Consider the following 24,857-nt stretch of genomic DNA (forward strand, 5'->3'; position numbering starts at 1 on the left):
CTTAGTCAAAGCCTTATGGCCCAGATAGAAGGAGAAGTAATAAAACCATACAAAGCCAACTTCCTTCTCACCAATGCTAAAATCTATACGGTCACCAAAGGTATTCTGGAAGACCATGATTTGCTCATTGAAGATGGTTTAATCAAGGCTATAGGTAAAAATATTCCTCAGCAAAACCACACCGTCATCGACTGCACTGGAAAGTCATTGTATCCTGGATTTATAGACAGTGGAACAAGCTTAGGGATTGTAGAGGTAAATTCATTAAAGGAAACCCAGGATTATATGGAACTGGGAAAAGTAACCCCTCAAATGCAAGCCTTAACGGCTGTTAATCCTAATGGAGTAGCCATACCTGTAACAAGGGTAAGCGGAGTTACCACAGTGCTTACACAACCTAGAGGTGGCCACTTCCCTGGAACTGCAGCATTAATCAATCTCAATGGTTATACACCTGGGCAGATGTTTGGCGGGTTTAAGGGAGTAATCATGAATTACCCTTCTGCAGTAAGATCAGGAAGTAACGACACTAGATCTTTAGAGGACTTGCAAAAAACAGCAACAAAAAACCTGGATGAAATAAACAAACTTTGGGAAAAAGCCGCTACCTACCTTGCTATTAAAAGCAAAGGAGGAGAATTGGAATACTACCCCGAAATGGAGCAACTCTCTAGGGTTTTAAACAAAGAACTACCCCTTCTAATAGAAGTAAACGCTGCCAAAGACATTGTTTCAGCATTGGAATGGATCAAAGAAAAAGATGTAAATGTTGTACTTACTGGAGTGGCTGAAGGATGGAAAGTTGCAGATAAAATTGCAGCAGCAGGTGTTCCCGTAATCACAGGCCCAGTCTTGACCTTGCCTAGCAGAGACTCGGACAATTACGATGCCTCCTACAATAATCCGGCTTTGCTTCAAAAAGCTGGGGTCAAAGTAGCTTTGCGGACAATGGAAGCCGAAAACGTAAGAAACCTGCCTTTTAATGCTGGTTTTGCTGCGGCTTACGGAATGGGAATCACCGAGGCATTAAAAGCCATTACCATCATTCCTGCCGAAATATTTGGAGTTGATGACAGTTTGGGCTCTTTGGAAGAAGGCAAGAAAGCTAGCCTCTTTATCTCAGACGGAGATCCATTTGAACCAAAAACTCAAATCCATCAGGTGTTTATTGATGGGTACAGAATACCCATGACCAATAGACATATCAGGCTATACCAGGAATTTCTTGAAAGAGAAATGCAGCCCTAGTTCCAGGGATTTTTCCGAACGCCAGGATCTGATCTATCTTATTTATCAAAAGTGAGCCTTGTTTCATGAAAAACACATTCTATTTATATTTATTGTTGTTGGGAATCTTGTTTGCCTGCCAAAATGAAGACCAATCAGAAGAAATGACCATCCTCATCACTGAGGTCAAAGAGAAATATGCCCCGGATAAAAGGGTTGCCCTATTCGATGTCCAATGGGAAAATGGTATCCTAAGCGGTGAAACGAATTTACCTGAAGCTTATAAGGAGTTGACAGACAGGTTTAGTTCAAACAATATTTCATATACAGACTCCATCCAAATACTGCCTGATCCAGCACTGGGAAGTAAGAATTTAGCATTGGTGACCAATTCTGTGGCCAATATAAGAAGTGCCCCCAAGCACTCTGCTGAATTGGCTACACAAGCCCTGATGGGAACTCCATTAAATGTTTTGAAAGCAGAAGGTAGTTGGTACTTGGTACAAACCCCGGACGCATACTTATCATGGGTAGATGCCGCCGCCATAGTCCTGGTCGACCAAAACACCATGGACGAATGGCTTCAAAAAGAAAAAATTGTCGTCACTGAAATGATCAGCACGATTTATGAAAATGACAGTTTCGACCAAATTGTAAGTGATATTACCGCAGGGAACGTACTGAAATTGCAGGGCTATGAAAATGGAAATTACCAGGTAATCCTTCCAGATCAACGCAGAGGAATTATAAAAGGAGATCAAGCCGTGACCTATGATACCTGGAAAAACAGTAGAAGTACAAGCGACAACAATCTCATTCAAACCGCCAAAAAAATGATGGGCGCCCCTTATTTATGGGGAGGAACTTCACCAAAAGGAGTAGACTGTAGTGGGTTTACCAAGACCATTTATTTTCTTAATGGCATGGTCATTCCTAGAGATGCTTCCCAGCAAGTCAATGAAGGAGAGCTCATTGACAATGATAAAAACTGGGACAATTTACAAGTAGGTGATTTGTTGTTTTTTGGGGTTCCCGCCACGGAAACAAGCAAAGAGCGTGTAGTACACGTAGGCATGTGGATTGGGGATGGACAATTCATTCACTCAAGAGGAAGAGTAAGAGTGAGTAGTTTTAACCCTGAAGATGAAAATTTTGACGCCCCTGAATTAGCCCGTTACTTAAGAACCAAACGAATTCGAAACCAACCAAGTGAGCACATTCTCACTGTAGATCAGGTATTACAATAAGTAAAACTACCATGAAAAAATTACTCTTTTTCTTTTTCACCATAGGCTTAGCTTCAAACTTGTTTGCACAAAAACAAATGAATGGCTATTCTGAAAGTGAAACCAAGCAACAGAATACCATCGAGGATTTATTTTTAGACATGGTGGATTTCCCTGGCTATAAAGACCATTTAATCACCATCACTGCCCATCCTCATACAGCGGGTTCTAAGGCCAATGAAGAGGTAAGGGACTACCTGATTAAAACAATGGAAGGGGCGGATCTAGAGACCACCTTATATCCCTACGATGTGTATATTCCAAAGGATCCTGGAACTTCTGTAGTAGAAATTGTTACGCCTAAGCGAAAACCTTTAAATCAAAAGGAAGACATCATTTCTGGAAATCCTTATTCTTCACACCCAGAACTTCCTAAAGGCTGGAATGCCTATTCGGGTTCTGGGGAGGTAACTGCTGAGGTTGTATATGCCAACTATGGAACAAAGGAAGATTATGAAAAACTAGCAGAGCTAGGAATAGACATCCAAGGGAAAATAGTACTGGCAAGGTATGGTAAAAATTTTCGTGGGTTCAAAGCTAAGTATGCTGAACAATACGGTGCTGCAGGTGTATTGATCTATACGGACCCAAGAGATTATGGGTACAGCAAGGGATTGGTTTATCCTGAAGGCAATAATTACAATGAAAGTGCTATTCAAAGAGGGTCTGTATTGACAGAGTCATTTACAGGGGACCCTTTAACCCCTTTTGAACCAGCTCTTCCATTGGATGGAAAAACCAAAATCAAACGGTTGAATGTAAACGAAACAAGTTTACACACCATCCCAGTAACTCCTATTGGCTATGGTGCTGCAGGAGAAATAATGGCATGGATGAAAGGCAAACCAGTTCCAGGAGCATGGCAAGGTGGATTACCTTACACCTATAGATTTGAGGGAGGCCCAGATTTAAAAGTCAGACTCGGCGTATCACAACCCAAAGAGTTTGTTCGAATCAACAATATAGTAGGTACCGTAAAAGGAAGTTTGTATCCCGATGAATGGATAATCTTAGGTTGCCATTATGATGCATGGGCATTTGGAGCTACTGATCCAGGTAGCGGAACAGCCATGCTATTGACCTTGTCAGAAGCACTTGGCAAGCTTGTCAAAGTAGGCCATAGACCTAAGAGATCCATCATGATTGCACATTGGGATGGTGAGGAATACGGAGTAATTGGTTCTACTGAATGGGTAGAGCAAATGAAAAAAGAACTGGGAACAAATGCTGTAGCTTATTTGAATTTTGACGCCGGTGTTTCAGGCAGAAGTTTCGGCGGTGCAGCAGCACCTAGTCTAAAGAAGATCATGACTGATGCGGCAAAAAAAGTAATTTACCCGGATTCTACCAAGACTGTTTTCGAAATGTGGTCAAAAGATGGTAAAAGCCTACCTATTGGTAATCTTGGTGGTGGTTCAGATCATATCGCTTTTTATATGCATGCGGGTGTTCCATCCATGAGCGGAGGAACAGGCGGAAAAACGCTTTATCATACCAATTACGATGATTTCCTTTTCTATGAGAATTTTGTTGACCCAAGCTTAAAAATGGGAGGTGCAGTAGCACAATGGGCAGGAATCATGTCCTTGAAGCTGGCCAATGCCACTCTTATCCCTTACGACTTGCCGCGCTATGCGCAAGACCTGAGCATGCATTTCACAACTGCTACTAACAAAATTAAAACCTATTATCCAGAATTCTCAGGTTTCAAAAAATCCGAATCCGCCATCAATACATTGGAAAAAACCACCAACGAATTAAGTAAAGCACTTCCCAAAGCAATCAATGAAGGTCGATTAAATGCAAAAGAAATAAAGCAGCTCAACACTGATTTGATCCAACTTGAAAAGAGTTTTCTTTATAAGGAAGGAATGCCCTTTGGCCCATGGTACCAGTCCTTGTATGCGTCAAATGACCCATACAGTGGCTACGCATCTTGGATCTTACCAGCCATTGAATATCAAATCGCCAATTCAAAAAAAGACCAATTAAGCCATTGGGACACAGTTTATGAAAAAGCCATTTTAAACCTTAATGAAAAAGTTAAGGCCATTGGTGAAAAAATTGAACAGTAGATAATTACAGCCTTATTCCAAGACCTTAAAAAAGGCATGCTTAGTATACTCAAATCATAGAATTATTTAATACAAAACCCCGGATAAAACCCGGGGTTATTTTGTTTTAAGCCTTTTTCACTTTGTTGAACCTGAAATATACAACCTATTACGTGCTGAAATCGCTTCAAAATCAGCCACTTCGTTGCTGTTTTCAATTTCACCATAGCGGTGCTATGCTAAAATCTCCAAACAGCCTGATTATCTTTCGATTGCAACACTTCCCGTAAACACGGGACAGGCTTCACCCCTGACTATTGTCAGGACGGAGAAATCCTATTACATAATCCGGGTTGAAATACAAACTAGGAAGGTATTTCGCAATCGCGATTCTACCCTCTAGGATTTATTTCTCTTTAGGTTTATCGTAGTGAATGGTTTTGGTGCCTTTGTACAATTCAAATACCAAGAGTCTGCAATCGATGGTCCCATTATAAAATGGAATCCTTCTTTTGGGCTTGAGGCCAATTTTCTTACCCAAATCAAGGTTTCCGGTAAAAACCAATCCGGTATATCCGGCACAGCTCTTTTTCATAAAATCACCAATCTCCCTATAGATAAGTTCCAGTTCTTCTTCCTCCCCTAACCTTTCTCCATATTCAGGGTTAAAGAAGATCGCCCCTTTTTCGGCTTCTGGTATGGTGGCCTCTCTGAAGTCACAAATTTCAAATTGAATGAATTCCTCCACTCCAGCTTCTTTGGCATTTGCTTTACTGGCATTGACCGCCCTTTCACTGATATCTGAGGCAATGATTGGGAAATCAGGTTGTGGCTTAATCTTTTGAGTTAACTTTTTCTTTAACTCATAGTAAACCCCTGCATCATAACCATTGATGTACATAAAGGCATAATCATCCCTAAACAAGCCAGGGTATCGATCTGTTGCCATCATGACTGCTTCTATGGCCACGGTACCGGCACCACACATAGGGTTAATAAATGGGCTTTTACAATCCCATCCGGATGCGATCAAAGAAGCCGAGGCAAGTGATTCCATCATTGGAGCACTTCCTGGGATTTTCCTATAACCATGCTTGATAAGCGTATCACCGGATGTATTGATATAGATAGTCGCTTGCTCCCCTTTCCAAAAGAATTGGAATACGGATTCATTAAGCTCTGAGCCAGAATCTGGTCTGGAACCAAATTTTTCTCTGAACCTATCTGCGATAGCGTCTTTAATTTTTACATTGACAAATAAGGGATTGTCTACTGTCTCATGTTTCACATTACTTATAACAGAAAAATAACCATCTTCGGCTATATAATCCTCCCAAGGTAAGGCCTTGATCACATCGTAAAGACCTTCAATATGGTCCAATGGGAAAGAATGAATTTCATAGAGAACATGGCTGGCAGTTCTCAAATGCATGTTTAAAAAAATACAGTCATTTAAGGTTCCTTGTAATGCCACGTGTGTTCGGAAAACACCTTCAATTTCAAAGCCCAGTGCAATCAACTCAGCTTCTAAAAAGGGTGCATTTCTGTCATAACAGGTTATGACTATTTTTCCTTCCTTATTAAAATCTATCATGATACAAATATACCGGAAAAAATTGGCATGAAACGAAAATATCCCATTGCCTGAAGACCAAATCTATTGCTTTTTCAAAACCTTTTGTACTGCTTCATAGGTAGCAGGGTCATTTACATTTTTAAACTCCTCCTTATCAGGGGCATGTAAAAGTGCCACATCCGAATTAATCAAAACCTTTCTTGGACAACTGTAGCCCTGACTTAAATATCTGAACAAAACAGGGTAGGCCCTGGGCTCCCAAATAGTAACCAAAGGTTCTGGGAATTTACTATCTGAATCCAAAAAGGAGGTTGCCAATTTGGAAGGGTTGCGATTGCTAATCAAGTAATCCAGTGTTTTTTGACTTAAAAAGGGCAAGTCGCAAGCAACACTCAACCATGCCACATCAGGTTTTTCCATAAATGCAGAAATAAGTCCCCCCATAGGCCCCATTCCTATTAGTTTGTCCTTAATTATAAACTGCTCATTGTCAAAACCTGCCTCCTGTTCAGCATTGCAGGAAAGAAAGACTTCTTTGCAATAAGTCTTCAACAATTCACTTACATGCTCTTTCTGACTTTTTTCATGATAGGTTAAGTTTGCTTTATCCCTATTCATTCTAGTACTCTTGCCACCAATCAATACCAATCCATTCAATTCTGGCTGATTTTCCTTCATAAAATCTTTTATAAAAGAAAGTATTTTATTGGTTTCGCCGATTTTAAAAACCTGGATCTCTTCCCAATTACTAAAATGGCCTTTAATACAATCCGGTATATCCGTCTGCCCCTCCTGTAATAGAAATAGCTTCACATTGGTAAGCTTGCCTAATTTCTTATCCATAGGCTTCTTAGGGTCTATGACCAATACTTGGTCTTTGGCCTTAAAATGATTGGCATTGATCAGTATAAGCTCTTGGTTGTTCAACCATTCCCGCTGCTCAAAAACAGAAATATTCTCCTGTCTCCTATCCAACCTTTTGAAAACAATCTTGTCTCTCAATTCAGTCACTTCAGGAAATTGCATAAGGCTGTCTTTGTTTCCCTCTCCGGCAAGTAATTGGTCTCCTTCTTTATGGTCAGCATCAACATAGGCCATTTTGTAATCGCTGGAAAGATTCAGAATAAGCTCATGGACCATTTTCTGAATAATACCACATGAAGTTCCCAAAAAGCCCAACTCTATCCTGCCATAATCCCCCAGAGATGGTCTGGCCAAAGAAACATGTTTTTGGTGCTTATCTTTTGAAATCACGTTTACCTCCTGTTTTCTCTTCTAATTTCATTTCCTTAATCAATATATCATGTGAAAATCCTTTGCACATGTCATAGATCGTCAATGCGGCTATAGACACCCCTGTCATGGCTTCCATTTCTACTCCAGTTTTTCCTGTAACACGGGTACTGCAGCTGATCAATATCTCTTCCTCCCCTGCTATTTCTATATTTACCTTACAATCATCCATTCCTATGGGATGGCATAAAGGAATCAAATCTGAAGTTCTTTTTGCGCCCATGGTCCCTGCAATAATGGCCGTTTGGAAAACAGGTCCTTTTTTAGTGACCAACTCAGAAACATCATTGAGTGATTGCATTATTTCCTTGCCCAATACCATCCTGCAGGAAGCCTTCGCAAAGCGTTGTGTAATTTGTTTCCCTCCTACATCAACCATCGCAGGGTTCCCTGTTTTATTGTCCAGATGTGTAAAGTCTTTTTTAGTCATTACAATGAATTAAATTAAGAAGCTGTTCGTAAATCATTAACTACTTTGCTTATATAACTAATGGCAAAATCCACATTTTCTTCGGTAGTGAACCTACCAAGAGAAAGCCGCAAAGTAGCCATTGCAGTGGGACCATCGAGGCCCATGGCTGTGAGTACATGTGAGGGCTTATCTGTCACACTGCTACAGGCAGCCCCAGAACTGACCGCCAATTTTTTATTAATTCTAATCAACAAAGGTTTACCTAAAATGCCTCGGAACGAAACATTACATACATATGGCAATCGATTGGAAGAACCGTTTAACTGACTGCCTTCAATTTCAAGCAAGCCTGTTTCTAATTTATTTCTCAATTTAGAAAGCCTTTGGGCTTCATCCAACTGATTGGCTAGTCCTAAAGAAGAAGCCTTTCCTAACCCCACTATGCCGGGTACATTTAAGGTACCACTTCTCAAATCTCTTTCTTGACCTCCACCTGTGATTTGAGCTTTTAAAGTTAATTTGGGACTGCCTTTCCTTATGTACAAGGCGCCTACCCCTTTAGGTCCGTACATTTTATGTGCAGAAAGCGCCAACATATCCACTCCCAATTCTTTGACATTCAATGGGATTTTGCCAATGGCTTGAACAGCATCTGTTAAAAAGAGTACGCCATGCTCCCTGGCCAAGGCTGCCATTTCTTTGATGGGATGCAAATTACCTGTCTCATTATTGGCCGTCATGGCAACCAATAACAGGGTATTTTCTTTAAAGCTGGACTTCAATTGGTCCAAGGAGATTTCCCCATTGGCATTCACAGGAAGACAAGTCCATTCAAAACCCTGTCGAACCAAATCTTCCATGCTGTCAAGAACTGCCTTGTGTTCTGTAGCTATGGTAATGAGGTGTTTTTTGTTCTCATTTTTGGCCAAGGCAAGGCCTTTTATTGCCAGATTAATGGCTTCAGTCGCACCACTAGTAAATAGAATTTCTTTAGCGGCTGCTCCAATCAATTCGGCTACTTCCTCCCTTGCGGATTCTACCGCATCTGCAGCAAACCAACCATAGGGATGATGTCCACTAGAGGCATTGCCATAAGTAGAGGTAAAGTAGGGCAACATTGCCTCTACTACCTCTGGATGACATGGAGTGGTTGCATTGTAATCAAAATAAAGGGGTAAATCCATTCAATACGGTTTCAATTGATCCAATTATTTGGCCAACCTTTCAGCCATTTGAATTGCTTGGTAGGCATTCACTATACCTCCAGTTTGGCTCAGATCTCCAAAATTGACCATTTCCTCTTGTCCGGGAAGATTAACTTTTTCCCCTCCGGCTTTATAAACGGAGTTCTTTAGAATGCTTCGTACTTCCTTAGGCTTAAGTTCAGGATAATAGGCAAGCAATAATGCAGCAACCCCTGATACAGTTGGTGCAGCCATACTTGTACCACTATTGTTTTCGTATTCTGAGCCAGGAATGGTAGAATAAATATCTACCCCTGGAGCAAATAAATCTACACCTTCTTTACTAAAATTAGAAAAGGTAGCGGGTAAATCTTGATTATCCCTTGGGCCGGAAGCACCGACTTCAATCCAAGCATTAGATGTACCTCTCTTGGCAAACCACCTGTTTGGGAAATTATTTTCCGGCGTAACTTCCTTGGAACTATTTCCTGCTGCATGAATTAAAAGTACTCCTTTTTTTTCTGCATATTTGACGGCCTTGTCTACGTATTTTTTTCCAGGAGAATAGGATTTACCAAAACTCATGTTGATGATTTTAGCACCATTGTCAACTGCATACCTAATTGAATTGGCAATATCCTTGTCTCTCTCATCCCCATTAGGCACAGCCCTTATCGGCATAATCAACACATGATCCGCTATCCCTTCAATCCCTAAGTCGTTACCACGATTAGCGGCGATGATTCCTGCTACATGGGTTCCATGAGATGGATCAGGACCTGTAGGGTCGTTATTTCCATAATATTTTTCTTTGTAATCCTCAGGATCATCTCCTACAATATGTCTAGGATCAAAATCTGTATTGTAGGCATATTTGGCTTGTACTTCAAAATGCTCAACAGCTTTTTCAAGTTCCCCTAGTATGGTATTGATACTTGCATCTTCTATTCTGATCATTCCAAACATTTGCTTCAACATATCTATTGCAGCAGAGATTTTCTCGTCATCAGATTCGAAATCAGCCAAATCGCTTTCCTTAAAATCAGAAACATTGAATTCCTCTTTTACTATATCAGCCATATTAGAAAAACCTTCCATCATGTTGTTGTACATGTTGTAATTGCCTTCAGCCTCTTTTTTACTCTCTTCAAAGTTTGCATTGATTCGCTCCCAATAAGCAAACTCCTCTTTATTCTTACGTTTTACATCCTCTTCCTCAACATCAGCATATTTGGCTTTGAGTCTAATGTATTCTCTGGTCAGTTCATGTGAATCATTATCTACTTGAGACCCATCCTTACCTCCAATAAAATTCCAGCCATGCACATCATCCACATAACCATTTTTATCATCGTCTATTCCATTTCCAGCAATTTCATCCTCATTGGTCCATATTTTCCCCTGAAGGTCTTCATGGGTGATGTCTATTCCAGAATCAATTACAGCCACCACTATCATGGCTTTTGGTGATTTCCCCTGAAGCAATTTCTCATAGGCCTTCTCGGCCCCTGTTCCCATTATCCCATCATCTATGGGGTCAAGCAAAAACCAATTGTTAGGAGTTTCAATGCTGTCCTTTACAAAACTAACTCCTGTAAAAGCGGAAACAGACCCGTACCCACTGAGAAAAATCCCCAGTAAAAAAGCATAAAAATAAGTTTTGAAATTTCTTTCCATAAAATTTGAAGTATAAATAAAATTTAACTGATTTTTCTATCGCTGTTATTACTGAACTATCAAACAGAAAGGTACCAACGATTAAGTTTGAAACAAATTTCCAAAACTTTTACGGTAAGATTATCCTTTTTGTGGTTTAATTTAAAGACCACTGAATAAAAGCCCATCAAATTCTAGAGTTATTCGCTGTTTGATTCATGTGAAGCTCCAATTTTAGGTGGGTACCTATAATTCAATAGATAGCCAACATACCTTCTTCAAGACTATTCTATTAAATGTGAAATTGTCAAATGACCCAGTATTACTTAATGTACACTCTTCCTGTGAGAGCTGAATACCTTAACGTGGCAAAAATGGTTTAATTACCTTATGGAGCTATTTTTATCGGCTATTTCTTCTCCTTGTAATTCCCATGAAATAATACTGGTGAAACCATTTCCATTGTTTAAAAATAATGTAACTTACTGATTAACTGACTAATTAACTTTTTAAAAGAAAAAATTACGGTCATCTATTGGAAAATTTGACAATGTAGGTTTATTTTGTACAATCCTTTTACTTTTTAGAAGTAGCTAGGATTTATATAGAAGAGGCAAGAGACAGGCTCGTTGACCCTCTGGCAACCTGGAAAATCCAAGGTGCCAATTCCTGCCAGATGAAAAAGTTTACATCTGGGAATATAAATTCAAAAACTATATGATTTTATTTTACAGAATAAAAAAGGACAAAGTTTCCAGGTATTTCTTCAATCATTTAATTTCTTTTCTAAAAGGATGGAAAAATTCTGCCCTATGTGCTTTTAGCCTCAGGTAGTTTTACACATTTTATACTTAATCAAGTTTATTAGAATTGATAACAAACCTAAAAAACAAATAACATGTCAAAAAATTATCGTTTCGAAACATTGCAAGTTCATGCCGGACAAGAGGTGGATGCTACCACCAATTCCAGGGCTGTTCCAATTTACCAAACGTCTTCTTATGCCTTTAATTCTGCGGAACATGGTGCAAACCTTTTCGCATTAAAGGAGTTTGGTAATATTTACACAAGGATAATGAACCCTACCTCTGATGTTTTTGAGAAGAGGGTGGCAGCATTAGAAGGTGGTGTAGCTGCTGTAGCAACTGCTTCAGGTCAAGCTGCTCAGTTTTTGGCGCTAAATAACTTCCTTAGTGTTGGAGACAATTTTGTAACCTCTCCTTATTTATATGGAGGTACTTACAATCAGTTTAAGGTTTCTTTCAAAAGGTTAGGAATTGAAGCAAGGTTTGCAAAATCTGACAAAGCCGCAGATTTGGCAGAACAAATAGATGAAAACACCAAAGCCATCTATGTAGAAACTATCGGTAATCCAGAATTTAATGTTCCAGATTTTGAAGCCATAGCTGCACTTGCCAAAAAACATGACATCCCATTAGTAGTAGACAATACTTTTGGCGCAGGAGGATACCTTTGTCAGCCTATCAAACATGGAGCGAACGTTGTCACTTCTTCTGCTACCAAGTGGATTGGTGGTCATGGTACTTCTATAGGAGGTATAATTGTAGACGGTGGTAATTACAATTGGGGCAACGGTAAATTCCCTGAATTTTCTGAGCCATCTGAAGGTTATCATGGAATGAATTTCTGGGATACATTTGGAGACAACAATCCTTTGGGACTTCCAAATATTGCCTTTGCAATTAGAGCAAGAGTAGAAGGACTTAGAGATTTTGGACCTGCTATCAGCCCATTCAATTCATTTTTATTGTTGCAAGGGTTAGAAACATTATCACTACGTGTACAACGTACAGTTGACAATGCTTTGGAACTTGCAAAATGGCTAGAGCAACATCCTAAAGTGAAGTCAGTAAACTATCCAGGATTGCCGAATAGTCCTTATAACGAAACGGCTAAAAAATACCTTCCAAATGGATTTGGTGGCGTATTGAGTTTTGAAATTGAAGGAGACAAAGAAACTGCTTCAAACTTCATTAACAATTTGGAATTAATTTCCCATTTGGCCAATGTAGGAGACGCAAAAACCTTGATCATTCAACCCGCCGCTACCACCCATCAGCAGCTTTCTGATGAAGCACAATTAGCCGCAGGTGTAACCCCTTCTATGTTAAGGATTTCATTAGGTATAGAACACATTGAAGATGTGAAAGCAGACCTTACTTCTGCCTTCGATAAAATATAAAACTATTAAAATGAACCTTCAATCGCCGCATTTGACTATTGAAATGACTCAAGAGATTTTCTATTGCCAAGAAGCATTACCTTTGGAATCCGGAGAATCTTTTCCGGAATTCCAATTGAATTTCACTACCCAAGGGCAGTTAAATGCCAATAAAGACAATGTGATATGGGTAATGCATGCATTAACAGGAGATGCCAACCCCCAGGAATGGTGGTCTGGACTAATTGGGGAGGACAAATTTTTTGACCCCTCCAAATATTTCATTGTTTGTGCTAATTTCCTTGGTTCCTGCTATGGTTCAACTCAACCTTTGAGTAATGATCCGCAAAATAGAAAACCTTATTACTATGACTTCCCTAATATTACAACTAGGGACATAGCGGCAGCGTTGGATAAATTGAGAATTCACCTGGGCTTGGGAAAAATCAACACGGTGATTGGAGGTTCTTTAGGTGGTCAGGTAGCATTGGAATGGGCTGTCACTTTAGGTGATAAACTAGAAAATGCTATCATCGTAGCCTCAAATGCAAAAGCCTCTCCATGGATAATAGGTTTTAATGAAACCCAAAGGATGGCAATCGAATCTGATGGAACTTGGGGTAAATTAGATCCCGAAGCAGGGAAAAAAGGCCTGGAAACAGCCAGGGCAATTGGCATGCTCAGCTACAGACATCCATTGACATTTCTTCAAAACCAAAGTGAGACTGAAGAGAAAAGAGATGGTTTTAAGATAAGCAGCTATTTAAGATACCAAGGCTTAAAATTAGCCAATAGATTCAATGCAATGTCTTATTGGACACTGTCTAAAGCCATGGATAGTCATGATATAGGTAGATCAAGAGGTGGCACACCCCTAGCCCTATCAAATATCAAATGCAAAGTGCTTTCTATAGGAGTAGATACCGACATTCTATTCACAAGCGAGGAATCCAGGTACATCAGTAAGCATGTACCCAAAGGGACCTATAGAGAAATTACATCCATTTATGGTCACGATGCTTTCTTAATTGAGTATGAACAATTGCAATACATACTAAAATCTTTTTATTTGGAGAATAACGGTTAATCAAACATTCATCTTGTATGATTCCATACACGAAGATAAAGGAAACTTGTCTGTACATCGATGATTTAGATTTAGCAGAAAAATTCTATCATCAAGTATTAGAAATGCCCTTGATTTCAAAGGTGGATAAAAGGCATGTGTTTTTCAGATGTGGGGAAAGCGTCTTGCTTTGCTTTCTCCCTGAAGTAACAAAAAATGAAACCAGTTTGCCTCCACACTTTGCCTATGGGAAGCAACACTTGGCCTTTGAGGTGAGAAAAGAGGATTACCTAGAGATTAGGGAAAAATTAAGTCAAAAAGGAATAGTGTTTACCCACACTCAAGAATGGGGAAATCAGTTAAGTAGTTTTTATTTTGAGGATCCATTTGGCAATGTACTAGAAATAGTACCTCAAGGGATTTGGGAGTAATTTTAATTCATTTTTTAAGGATTTGAAAAACTATTCAGCCTTCTTGCTATATTATTTTAACAATAATTTTTGAATATGAGTTGTGGATTGTGATTTCTTTTAGAATATTGCATCAAAACCAACCATAAGTTAAATGTCTTATCAATTTATTTTTACCTTGGGATTATGTGCATGTCTAATATCTTGCACCAGCCAAAAAATGGAATTTCACAAAAACAAAGTAATCGCCCATAGAGGAGCTTGGAAAGCAAATCCATACCCTCAGAATTCCTTAGCTTCTTTACAAGCCGCAATTGAACTTGGCTGTGAAGGATCAGAGTTTGATGTTTGGATGACAGCAGATGGAGTTCTTGTAGCCAATCACGATGCCGACCATGAGGAAATGGTAATTGAAGAAGTTACTTATGCCCAACTACTTGAAAAGCCTTTGGCCAATGGTGAAAAAGTACCTACAGTTGAAGAATACCTTAAGCATGGTATGAAGCAAAGCAAAACAAAGCTTATTTTCGAAATCAAGCCATCAGGAGTATCTAAAGCAAAAGGAATTGAACTTGCCGAAAAGTCCGTTGCAATAGTAAAGGAATTAGGTGCAGAGCAATGGGTTGACTATATCACTTTCGACTATGACATAGCATTGAAAGTAATTGAACTGGACCCTAATGCCAATGTAGCTTACCTTCGGGGAGATAAAACTCCACAGGAATTAAAAGACGATGGATTCTTTGGTTTTGATTACAATATCAAAAAAGTTAAAGAAAACCCACATTGGATTAAGGAAGCGCAAGACTTAAACATGACTGTTAATGTCTGGACTGTCAACAATGAAGAGGACATGAAATGGCTATTGGATCAAGATGTGGATTTTATCACTACCGACGAGCCTGAAAAGCTATTCTCAATTATTAAGTAAAAAATGAAATATCGCAGCATTTCCATTGGCATATTTTTAATAATTGCTGTAGCATTCACCTTTGGCATATCCTGCAATAAAGCAACAATTTCCGAAAGGAAAGTTAAACATACCATTCTGATAGGCCTTGATGCCTTCGGATCCAGAGGCTTCCAGAAAGCATCAACCCCTTATATGAATAAAATGATTGCAAATGGAGCAATAGCTCCATTTGCTCGTTGCTTGTTACCTACCAATAGCTCCCCAAATTGGACCGCAATGCTAACAGGCGTTGGCCCTTTACAACACGGTGTCTATGACAATGATTGGGAAAGGGACAAAGTAAAATGGCCTCCAGTAGAGTCAACAGATGAAGGAGTTTATCCAAGTCTGATGAATTGGGTAAAAGTGCAAATCCCGTCTTCTAAGGTTAATTTTTTCTATGAATGGAAAGGTTTAGCCAGACTATTTGACTTAAGCCAGGTAGACAAGGTCTACTTAGGAGAAAAAGGAGATGTTATCTTCGAAAAAGCAGCAGATTCCTTCTTTGAGGACCTTCCTGATTTTTTATTTATTAATATTGATGAAATTGACCATTATGGGCATCAGGATGGCCATGATTCTGAAGCTTATTTCAATGCCATCTCCCACTATGACAGTATTATTGGCCATTTTATAGAAAGGCTGGAGGCAGCTGGCCTGATGGATGAAACCTTGCTAATGATCACTGGCGATCATGGAGGTATAGATAAAGGCCATGGCAGTACTTCATTAAATGAAATCGAGATCCCAATATTATTGTATGGAGCTGATGTAAAAAAAGGCTTGGTAATCGATAAACCCTGCTATATCTACGATGTTCCAGTAACGCTTGCCTACGCCCTTGGCGTCACTCCTCCAGATGCCAGTATTGGTCGTCCAATCTTGGAAGCATTTGACCCAAATAGTATTTCAGCCCCTTATGTTCCCATGCCAAATATTTCACCAACAAAAGGTTTCTTTCCTAAGCCACCTGTAATGGTAGAAATAAAAGTGGATGATGCGGATGCGAAAATATATTATTCATTAGACGGTTCAGTCCCTACAAAAGAAAGTGGTATTGTTTATAATGCTCCCCTTCAGCTCAACAACAGTACTTTGCTTACTACTGTAAGCTACAAAAATGGCACCTACAGCAGACCTGAAGTCAATCAGTACCGAATCGGTAATGGAAAAGAAGGGAAAATTTCCTGGGATTACTATGAAGGTGATTTTTTACGGGTACCTGATTTTAAAAGCCTTCCCATTAAGAAATCAGGCATGAGTAATGAATTTAGCCTTAAAGAAATACCGCATCGTCCAGACCATTTTGCTGTAAAATTTGAGGCTACCTTGACTATACCTGAAAAAGGAAAGTATACTTTTTTCTCTAGATCTGATGACGGAAGCAAGGTTTTGCTAAATGGTAAGGTAATTGTTGACAATGATGGCTCCCATTCCAGTCAAATAAAAAACAATCAGGTTGAGCTGTCGAAAGGAAATCATGAAATTGAGGTATGGTATTTTGATGATACCGATGGTGAGGGGCTTGAAATCCAAATTGCGGGCCCAGGCATTCCTAAGCAAATAATAACTGAAAAGTTTATCATAGAAAGCGCTTTATAATCCCTGCCTAAATACCTATTGTTTTCCTATCCTATTCAGAAATAAACAGCAGGCTATTTCACTACTGTCCTGGGTATGGCCGCTGGGAGGCGGCTTAGCATCTCATTGTTTAACAATTGAGTAGCATTGGTGAAGCTGGAAACATTAATAACATTGTTTTTTTGCCTACCAATCAAGACCACCTCATCTCCTACTGCTACTTCCCTAATGTGGGTAATGTCAACCATAAACAAATTCATGTTAATCAATCCCACTATAGGTGCCTTTTTTCCATGGATCAAAACCTGACCTCTGTTGGACAAGGCCCTAGGATAACCATTGGAATAGCCAAGAGGAATGACGGCAATTTTCATTTCCTGAGTAGCTTGGAATGCTGTTCCGTAACCAATAAATTCTCCCTGATCGACCGTCCTAATGTCCATTATATCTGTTTTCCAATTAAAAATCCGCTTCATTGTGGCATCAGACTTTTTATTGGTCTGATGTAAATGCGCATAATAGATGTCAGGACTTGGCCAAAACCCATACTGAGCAACCCCTATTCGCACCATATCATAAACGGTGTCCTCCATAGCCAAAGCAGCGGCAGAACAAGCTATGTGCCTGATCTCAGGCAAGAATTTTCTTTCTTTGCATATTTTTAGGAAGGCCTTATATCTTTTGTGTTGCTGATCAATTTTAAACTGATTTGAAATGCTTTCAGCTCCCCCAAAATGGGTACACAAACCTTCGAATATTAGCCAATCCTGGTGTTGCTTTAGATAACTGAGTGCTTTAGGAAATTCATTGGCTTGCATGCCTGTTCTATTGGCTCCAGTTTCTACTTCCAGGTGAACCTTGGCTTTTTTATCTACTTTCTTTGCGGCCTCCAATACCTTAGCAAGTCGGTTGAAATTATATACAAAAAAGGCAATCCCATTGGAAATGGCCCAGCCCAGGTCCTCTTCATAGATAATACCCATAATCAGGATATGACTATCTGGTCTACATACACTCAAAACCTGTTCTGCCTCATAAGATGAAGCAACGCAAAAATGATTTATGCCACATTTTTCGGCCATAGGTACAAATACCTCAATGCCGTGGCCATAGGCATTGGCCTTGACCACGGATGAAAGTATGGGTTTTTCACCTATCTTTTTTCTAATAAAATTGATATTGCCTTTGTAGGCAATTTGGTTTAACTCTATTCTTGAAGAATGCTTTACCATTGTTTTTTTATTTCCAACCAAGTGTAGGATTTTCCCCAACTTTGCTTGGCCAACTCTTTTACGGTATCAATTTCTGTTTGAGGAATTTTATCCATCTTAGACGCTGCATCCAGATTATTGTAATGGAAGGCATAGATTCTGGCAGCAAATTGATGTATAGGAAGGGATGATTCACCATGGATCTCTCCATTTCCGTAAACGGACGGAGTGATTCCCTGCCCCCAATTCTGTCTTCCTTCATTATTGGGATTCAGAAAATAGGCCCTAACCTCACCTGACGGATCCTTTTCAACCCTTAGCAAGGAAATGGCATGAAAACCTAGCATTTCCCCTTTGGCTGAGGTGATAAAGATCCCAACAGGATTCGGATAAACCAAGCGATGGCCTCCGTTGTATTCAGGGTGACACATGCCATAAAATACCCTAAGAAAACCATCAAAATCTACAATTGCATTTGACAGGTAGTCATAAGCAGAAGCAAATCCAATTTGTATCCATTGCCCATATAGCCCTGGATTCACCCATTTGTGAGGGTCTTCTCCTCTACCTGATGCTCTACGCATCATCTCGTTATAGATTTTGTCAAGCATTGGTACCAGAGTTACCGACACTGCATCTAACTGGTGGTCTAGCTTTTGTACTAGGCCTAAGGCAGACTCCGAATATTTGATCTCACTTCCTTCAAAACGAAAGCTTAAATCATCATGTACGGCAGCAGCTTGTACCATATGGATCAATTTGGCAGGTGCGTGTTGACTCCACATGCTTATTCCTCTCGCACTCTGACAGGTAGGATTATTTCCCTGCCCTACCCCTAATGGTTGACCTAGTATCCTCAATAGGGCTCCAATTAAATACTGCTTAGGACTTACTTCCCCAATCGAACCCGTTATCGATTTATTGATTCTCTCCTCCACATTAGGATGAAGTGAAATGGTAAGTAAATTGTGCAACCCTGCCCTAACGGCGGTTCTGGAAAGCACTCCATTTTCTAAGGTCTTGGACAAACCGAAAATACACTGTGCATTGTATGGATGAATTACCTCAGCTATAATTGTGCAGACAAACGTTTTATGCTCATTAAATCTAGCCAAACCAGACTCATTTAATCCCAAGCATTGGGCTACCAATTCATAGTGTTCTTGCTTGACTAAAAACAACAACAGTGATGCATGATAAGTACTAACTAGTCCATAAGCAAGCATACTTTCACTCATTTGCTCTGCTTCATCAACAAGCTGGTCTTCAGTCAATACACCTAGGTAAACCTCATAAGCTTCAAAACTTCTATCTACAGTTCCCGACGTGGGTCTATAAATAGATCGCTGAAAAGCCAACAAGTCCCTATCCGCAGGATCATTGGGATCAAGCTCAATCTTTTCCTTTACCAAAGCAATAATTCGCCGTTGTTTTTCAGTTACTACTGGTCTTTGCTCGCAAATCAGCATAAGCTCTTCAACGAGGGCAGCTTTCACCTTGGAAAATTGTATCTGATCTGAAATAAAACCAAATAAGGAATGTACCTTGGTTAGCTCATGCTCACTCATTAATAGCCTTGTTTCTTCCTGAGGTTCTTTGAAAACAAACTCAAGATTTAGTACCAAAGCTTCTTGCAGGTAACTTTCTGCTTCCTCCTTCATACTCTCTGAGGCTTGAATTTCCCCTCGGGCCAAGGCCAACATTCTAAGTTCACTTAGCAACTCATAGGTTGAATTAGGATGACCACTTTTGTAGGTTCCATTTACCAATAGCGGAACCAACCTTGAGGGATTTTCCCATGGAGTCCCTTTAAATATCCCTGCCTCAACCAAGGCAGGAATACGTTCGTAAATTTGTTGAATCCCCTCTGATGTATCACACCAGGTATCCAATTGTCCTAATATTTTTTGTGCCTTTTCCCCTCTTGTCAGCACGGTGGCTGATTTATAGCTCTCAAATAACTCTTCAAAGGATTCTAAGTTACTTATTGAGATCACTCCTTCTTGCATATTAGTTATTACGGTTCATTAGTGATAAAAATCTACATTTTCATAATGTAGCAACAGTTCTGTCATTCGGTCAGGATTATCTCCTTTGAAATTAACCGTACCAAAATGATTGCCAAAACCTTCTCTGGAATTGACTTTTTGATTGGTAAGGGGAGGTATCAAATTATGGTCCAGAAAATAGGACTCTTCTTTAAGTTCTTCTGGAATAACCAATTGAGAAATCTGATTTTTGTGAGGATAAATCATCACATTCCCATAGAATGTACCAGGTCTGGCATCTAAAGGTGGTAACAATTCATTGAGTTCTTCTTCTGTGAGTTCAGGATCATGACAACAAACAAAGGCAGCCAAAGCATCAAAATTATAGGCCTGACCACAAAGCTCCAATATATGTCCTCCCGGTATTCGGCAAGCGACCTCACCAAAACTCAGCTCATCCTCTTCCGTAAGAAACCATTCTGGATGAATCATTCCATATTGTATTCCGAAGAGATCAACTAATTTTTGCATCTCTTTCATTATCCTATCCCTTTTGGTATGTAGGTAATTTCCTTCTGGAATAAAATTAGAATAACCGAGTTTTACATACTCAGTAATATTAAGGAATCTAATTTTACCTCCATGTACAAATGCCTCACATGAAAATTCTTTTCCGGATAAGTGACTTTCAGCCAAGCAAGGAAAATCATCATCCTGACATTTGTCTTCTATGTCCTTCTTAGACCTTAAAAGTCGATGCCCTACAGTACCTGCGGAGGCAAATGGTTTTATATGTACCCAGCTATCCTCTTCTCCATCTACCTGCAAATTGGCTTGATTTAGTCTATTCATAAAATTGACCACACCTTCTTTGCTATGGACTTCTTCGAATAGCCCTACTCTTAGCCCTCCTATCAGTGCCTTTCTTTTCATCATGGCCTTGTTCCTAAAGAGGAATGCCCTATTTAAAACCTTTGGATCATCTCTATACAATGAATTCAATGCACCGGCCCATTCTACAGTTTCTTCAAACAAAGGTACAGCGACATCTACATTAAAGGCTTCCAATTTATCTTTCAAGTCCAATGAGTTTGAAGAATCACTCCATTCATCAAATTGGTAAGGAACAAAGGGGATATTATTTTCTTTGGCGTAATTCTCAAAATCAGGGAAAGATACAACTACAAAAGGTTTATTGAGTTTTTGCATACTTTCTATAACGGGTAAACTCCAACCCATTAGCGCAAAACATTTTGCCATCTTTTATAAATTTTTGGTTCGTACCCAATAGACAACAAATAATAGGCTAAAGTCTATTTTTAAATAAAAATAAAAAAAATCTCCTATTATATTTAAGTTACATCTTCATATAATTAAGTTTTAACGGTAAAAAACAATTCCAAAACAATTAGGGAAGGATTTATTTGGTTGACAATGGGTAGGAAAAAGTGCAGTTACAATTGGTGTAATTATTGATAATTGGCTTTGGATGACATTTCCATCACATTATATCCTTATTAAATTTGTATTTTTGATGAAATAAATAAATATTTGCAAGGTTTAGCATGAAGAAAGAAGCAAACATATCAAATAAAAGTAATCTGGCTCAAAATAACCTTTTTGGGTATCCGATATTTGGTCCTATCAAAACCTACAGGACCTTATTTAGGGCCTAGTCCCTAAACTCTTTTAATATATCCTATGTGGATATTCCTATTACCGAAAGCATTTCAATCATTCATTTCAACTTATTTTCTTAGGGCTGACTGTCAATAGCGATTTGATGGGAGATGACGGTAAGCCAAAAAAATGCTACAATGTTTAAGCAAAAATTTATAATAAAACCTGCAGGAGAAGAGCATTGTCAATATGCGGAAACCATTACTGATGAAATGGAACGTTCTGCGCAGGCAAGAGGCACAGGTATAGCAAAGCGATCCCCCGAATACATTAAAACAAAAATGCGGGAAGGTAAAGCTGTAATAGCGCTTACCAAAACTGGCGATTGGGCAGGGTTTTGTTACATAGAAGCATGGGGACATGGAAAATTTGTGGCCAATTCCGGATTGATCGTTTCACCTGATTTCAGAAAATTCGGCCTAGCCAGAGAAATAAAGAAAGAAGTTTTCAAGCTTAGCAGAAAGAAATTTCCAGATTCCAAGATATTTGGGTTGACTACCGGAGCGGCGGTAATGAAAATCAATTCCGAGCTAGGTTACTATCCGGTTAGTTATTCTGACCTTACTACAGACGAGGATTTCTGGAAAGGATGTCAAAGCTGTGTCAATTACCCAATACTCATGAGCAAAAACAGATCGAATTGCTTGTGCACGGCAATGCTTTATGAACCAAAAAATGTAAAAAAAGCAGAGCAAAAGAAATTATCCTCTGAATTCAAAAAAAATCTTAGCCTTTTTGAACGATTGATCAACATCAAACGGGCCATGTTTCTTAATTTTGCCAAAGGGAAAGAAGCTTTGGTAAAAGTAAAAGATAAAGTAAACCAATCTTAAAAATATTTTTGTTGCCCTAGGGTAGCACTCTTAAATAAAAGGTAATTATTTGTATGAAAAAAGTAGTTTTAGCATATAGCGGAGGTCTGGATACAACCTTCTGTGCCATTCACCTTAGCAAAGAAAAAGGTTATGAAGTCCATGCAGTATTGGTCAATACAGGAGGATTTGAGCAGGAAGAATTGGATAGTATTGGTGAAAGGGCTAAAAAGTTAGGCGTTGCATCCTTCAAGGTTCTAGATGTAGTTTCTACCTACTATGATGAAGTTATAAAGTACTTAATTTTCGGTAACGTTTTAAAAAACCAAACTTATCCACTTTCTGTAAGTGCTGAAAGGATTTTACAAGCCAAAGCTTTGGCTGAGTATTCTAAAAGTATAGGCGCAACCTCTATTGCACATGGAAGTACAGGTGCTGGAAATGATCAGGTAAGGTTTGACATGATTTTTCAAACCATTTTACCAGATATAGAAATCATTACCCCAATCAGGGATTTGAAGCTAAGCAGGGAAGAAGAAATCACTTACCTAAAGAAACATGGAGTGACCATGAACTTCGAAAAAGCCACCTACTCTATCAACAAGGGGATTTGGGGAACTTCTGTAGGTGGTAAGGAAACCCTTACATCTGATCAGGCGCTTCCAGAAAGTGCATATCCTACGCAAGTTACGGTTACTGATCCAGCAACAATTTCCCTTACTTTTGACAAAGGAGAGCTAGTAGGTGTAAACGGAGAATCTTTCGATCATCCTGTTCAGGCCATTTTAAGGGTACAGGAACTCGCAAGTCCATACGGAATTGGGAGAGATATTCATGTTGGTGACACCATTATAGGAATAAAAGGTCGGGTAGGCTTTGAAGCCGCAGGACCATTGGTTATAATTAAAGCACACCAACTTTTAGAAAAGCATACACTGACCAAATGGCAAAGCTATTGGAAAAATCAGATATCTGAATTTTATGGCAATCATTTGCATGAAGGGCATTACCTGGATCCGGTTATGCGAAATTTAGAGGCTTTTATGTCAGATACACAAACCTATGTGAGCGGGGAAGTAAAAGTTCAACTTGCTCCATATAGGTTCAGCATGATCGGTGTCAATTCAGAACATGATCTAATGTCATCTAAGTTTGGCAGCTATGGTGAAATGAACAAAGGCTATACAGCTGAAGACGTCAAAGGCTTTACTAAGATCCTAGGCAATCAAACAGCTATTTTCCATAAAGTAAATAAAAGCTTAGACAATGAGAATCATTAAAACAGCCGTAGTTGGTGCAGCAGGATACACTGGAGGAGAATTGCTCCGGTTATTGGTTCACCATCCTAATGTGGACTTAAAATGGATTCATAGCAATAGTCAAAAAGGTAAAAATTTAGAGGATGTTCACCCTGATTTAATAGGTGATGCATCCCTTGTTTTTACAGACCAAATTGATAAAAACGATCTTGACCTTGTATTTCTCTGCCTTCCTCATGGTCAAGCAAAACCATTTTTGGAGGAGCACGCATTCGATACAGACACTAAAATAATAGACTTAAGTACAGATTTCAGAAATGAATCAAATGATTTTGTCTATGGTTTGCCTGAAGTTAATAGAGAACGGATAATCGGTGCAACGAAAATTGCCAATCCAGGCTGTTTCGCAACAGGTGTACAACTTGCTCTTGTTCCCGCTATCAATCAAGGATGGGTAAAGGACTCCCTACATGTAACTGGTCTAACAGGGAGTACTGGAGCAGGTAAGAAATTATCTGAAACTACCCATTTCAGTCATCGAAATCAAAACATATCTGTTTACAAGTTATTTACCCATCAGCACCTGAAAGAAATCAACCAGACTTTCAGTCAGCTAGATTCTAACTTTGACCAGCAGGTACTATTTGTTCCATATAGGGGTAATTTCTCACGCGGAATTTGGATTACCGCCTACTTCCCTTTCGAAGGAAGTATAGAAGAAGCCTATGAAGTCTACTCCTCTTTTTACAAAGATGCTGCATTTACTCATGTCAGCAAAAATGACATTGAACTAAAGCAAGTAGTCAATACCAACAAATGTCTGGTTCACCTAAAAAAAGAAGCGGGACAATTGGTCATTTATTCAGCCATTGACAACCTGATAAAAGGCGCATCTGGACAGGCTGTTCAAAACATGAACCTAGCATTTGGACTAGAAGAAAAGACAGGTTTAAGATTAAAAAGTACCGCTTTTTAAAAATCATTGACTATTGGGCAGTAACAAGTTACTGTCCCCAAACACCTATTAT

Annotated in this window: 19 protein-coding genes and 1 riboswitch; of the genes, 11 read left to right on the plus strand and 8 right to left on the minus strand. The window is 39.3% G+C overall.

Annotated elements, in window-relative coordinates:
- The first annotated feature begins 15 nt into the window (after positions 1-15).
- The 3 genes from CA2015_RS22760 to CA2015_RS22770 all read left to right on the plus strand — a co-directional run bounded on the left by CA2015_RS22760 (position 16) and on the right by CA2015_RS22770 (position 4,588).
- Positions 16-1,248, plus strand: coding sequence for an amidohydrolase family protein (locus CA2015_RS22760; protein ID WP_084011957.1), 1,233 nt, complete (start codon positions 16-18; stop codon positions 1,246-1,248).
- Between the two features lie 65 nt (positions 1,249-1,313).
- The gene (locus CA2015_RS22765) at positions 1,314-2,474 is read left to right on the plus strand and encodes a C40 family peptidase (RefSeq protein WP_048643981.1); all 1,161 of its coding nucleotides are present in this window, start codon (positions 1,314-1,316) and stop codon (positions 2,472-2,474) included.
- 11 nt (positions 2,475-2,485) lie between these two features.
- Positions 2,486-4,588 (plus strand): M28 family peptidase, encoded by a 2,103-nt coding sequence (locus CA2015_RS22770; RefSeq protein WP_048643982.1) that lies wholly within the window; start codon positions 2,486-2,488, stop codon positions 4,586-4,588.
- Between the two features lie 385 nt (positions 4,589-4,973).
- Here the strand turns inward: CA2015_RS22770 and CA2015_RS22775 are convergent, their stop codons facing one another.
- The 5 genes from CA2015_RS22775 to CA2015_RS22795 form a co-directional block, all read right to left on the minus strand.
- Complete coding sequence (locus CA2015_RS22775) at positions 4,974-6,161, minus strand: THUMP domain-containing class I SAM-dependent RNA methyltransferase (RefSeq protein WP_048643983.1); 1,188 nt, start codon at positions 6,159-6,161, stop codon at positions 4,974-4,976.
- Between the two features lie 63 nt (positions 6,162-6,224).
- Positions 6,225-7,397 carry an NTP transferase domain-containing protein gene (locus CA2015_RS22780; protein WP_048643984.1) on the minus strand — a complete coding sequence of 391 codons (1,173 nt, stop codon included), beginning with the start codon at positions 7,395-7,397 and terminating at the stop codon, positions 6,225-6,227.
- A complete protein-coding gene (gene moaC / locus CA2015_RS22785) occupies positions 7,381-7,866 on the minus strand; it encodes a cyclic pyranopterin monophosphate synthase MoaC (RefSeq protein WP_048643985.1) in 486 nt (161 codons plus the stop codon). Before moaC ends, CA2015_RS22780 begins: the two co-directional genes overlap by 17 nt.
- Positions 7,867-7,880: 14 nt before the next feature.
- Positions 7,881-9,032, minus strand: coding sequence for a cysteine desulfurase family protein (locus tag CA2015_RS22790; protein WP_048643986.1), 1,152 nt, complete (start codon positions 9,030-9,032; stop codon positions 7,881-7,883).
- Positions 9,033-9,056: 24 nt separating this feature from the next.
- A complete protein-coding gene (locus CA2015_RS22795; protein ID WP_053086740.1) occupies positions 9,057-10,709 on the minus strand; it encodes a S8 family peptidase in 1,653 nt (550 codons plus the stop codon).
- Positions 10,710-11,285: 576 nt separating this feature from the next.
- A riboswitch (SAM riboswitch) is annotated at positions 11,286-11,395 on the plus strand.
- A gap of 191 nt (positions 11,396-11,586) precedes the next feature.
- Between CA2015_RS22795 and CA2015_RS22800 the strand changes: the two genes are divergently transcribed.
- The 5 genes from CA2015_RS22800 (at position 11,587) to CA2015_RS22820 (ending at position 16,900) form a co-directional block, all read left to right on the plus strand.
- Positions 11,587-12,891, plus strand: coding sequence for an O-acetylhomoserine aminocarboxypropyltransferase/cysteine synthase family protein (locus CA2015_RS22800; protein ID WP_048643987.1), 1,305 nt, complete (start codon positions 11,587-11,589; stop codon positions 12,889-12,891).
- 10 nt (positions 12,892-12,901) lie between these two features.
- A complete protein-coding gene (locus tag CA2015_RS22805) occupies positions 12,902-13,957 on the plus strand; it encodes a homoserine O-acetyltransferase family protein (protein WP_048643988.1) in 1,056 nt (351 codons plus the stop codon).
- Between the two features lie 20 nt (positions 13,958-13,977).
- Positions 13,978-14,367 carry a VOC family protein gene (locus CA2015_RS22810; RefSeq protein WP_048644709.1) on the plus strand — a complete coding sequence of 130 codons (390 nt, stop codon included), beginning with the start codon at positions 13,978-13,980 and terminating at the stop codon, positions 14,365-14,367.
- Positions 14,368-14,566: 199 nt separating this feature from the next.
- On the plus strand, positions 14,567-15,277 hold the full coding sequence (locus CA2015_RS22815) for a glycerophosphodiester phosphodiesterase (protein ID WP_240477875.1): 711 nt from the start codon (positions 14,567-14,569) through the stop codon (positions 15,275-15,277).
- A 3-nt stretch (positions 15,278-15,280) separates the two neighbouring features.
- Positions 15,281-16,900 carry an alkaline phosphatase family protein gene (locus CA2015_RS22820; RefSeq protein WP_048643990.1) on the plus strand — a complete coding sequence of 540 codons (1,620 nt, stop codon included), beginning with the start codon at positions 15,281-15,283 and terminating at the stop codon, positions 16,898-16,900.
- Positions 16,901-16,953: 53 nt separating this feature from the next.
- Here CA2015_RS22820 and alr read toward each other — a convergent pair whose 3' ends face one another.
- Genes alr through CA2015_RS22835 form a run of 3 tightly spaced genes read right to left on the minus strand, consistent with a single transcriptional unit; the run spans position 16,954 to position 21,338 of the window.
- A complete protein-coding gene (gene alr / locus CA2015_RS22825) occupies positions 16,954-18,111 on the minus strand; it encodes an alanine racemase (protein WP_048644710.1) in 1,158 nt (385 codons plus the stop codon).
- Positions 18,105-20,099 carry a hypothetical protein gene (locus CA2015_RS22830; RefSeq protein WP_048643991.1) on the minus strand — a complete coding sequence of 665 codons (1,995 nt, stop codon included), beginning with the start codon at positions 20,097-20,099 and terminating at the stop codon, positions 18,105-18,107. Before CA2015_RS22830 ends, alr begins: the two co-directional genes overlap by 7 nt.
- Before the next feature lie 18 nt (positions 20,100-20,117).
- Positions 20,118-21,338, minus strand: coding sequence for an ATP-grasp domain-containing protein (locus CA2015_RS22835; RefSeq protein WP_048643992.1), 1,221 nt, complete (start codon positions 21,336-21,338; stop codon positions 20,118-20,120).
- A 557-nt stretch (positions 21,339-21,895) separates the two neighbouring features.
- On the opposite strand from CA2015_RS22835, the gene CA2015_RS22840 reads away from it, so the two are divergent.
- Genes CA2015_RS22840 through argC form a run of 3 tightly spaced genes read left to right on the plus strand, consistent with a single transcriptional unit; the run spans position 21,896 to position 24,805 of the window.
- Complete coding sequence (locus tag CA2015_RS22840; RefSeq protein WP_048644711.1) at positions 21,896-22,591, plus strand: N-acetyltransferase; 696 nt, start codon at positions 21,896-21,898, stop codon at positions 22,589-22,591.
- A 53-nt stretch (positions 22,592-22,644) separates the two neighbouring features.
- Positions 22,645-23,850 carry an argininosuccinate synthase gene (gene argG / locus CA2015_RS22845; RefSeq protein WP_048643993.1) on the plus strand — a complete coding sequence of 402 codons (1,206 nt, stop codon included), beginning with the start codon at positions 22,645-22,647 and terminating at the stop codon, positions 23,848-23,850.
- On the plus strand, positions 23,837-24,805 hold the full coding sequence (gene argC / locus CA2015_RS22850; RefSeq protein ID WP_048643994.1) for an N-acetyl-gamma-glutamyl-phosphate reductase: 969 nt from the start codon (positions 23,837-23,839) through the stop codon (positions 24,803-24,805). Before argG ends, argC begins: the two co-directional genes overlap by 14 nt.
- Positions 24,806-24,857 lie beyond the last annotated feature (52 nt).

The sequence above is a fragment of the Cyclobacterium amurskyense genome, assembly GCF_001050135.1.
GTDB classification, from domain to species: domain Bacteria; phylum Bacteroidota; class Bacteroidia; order Cytophagales; family Cyclobacteriaceae; genus Cyclobacterium; species Cyclobacterium amurskyense.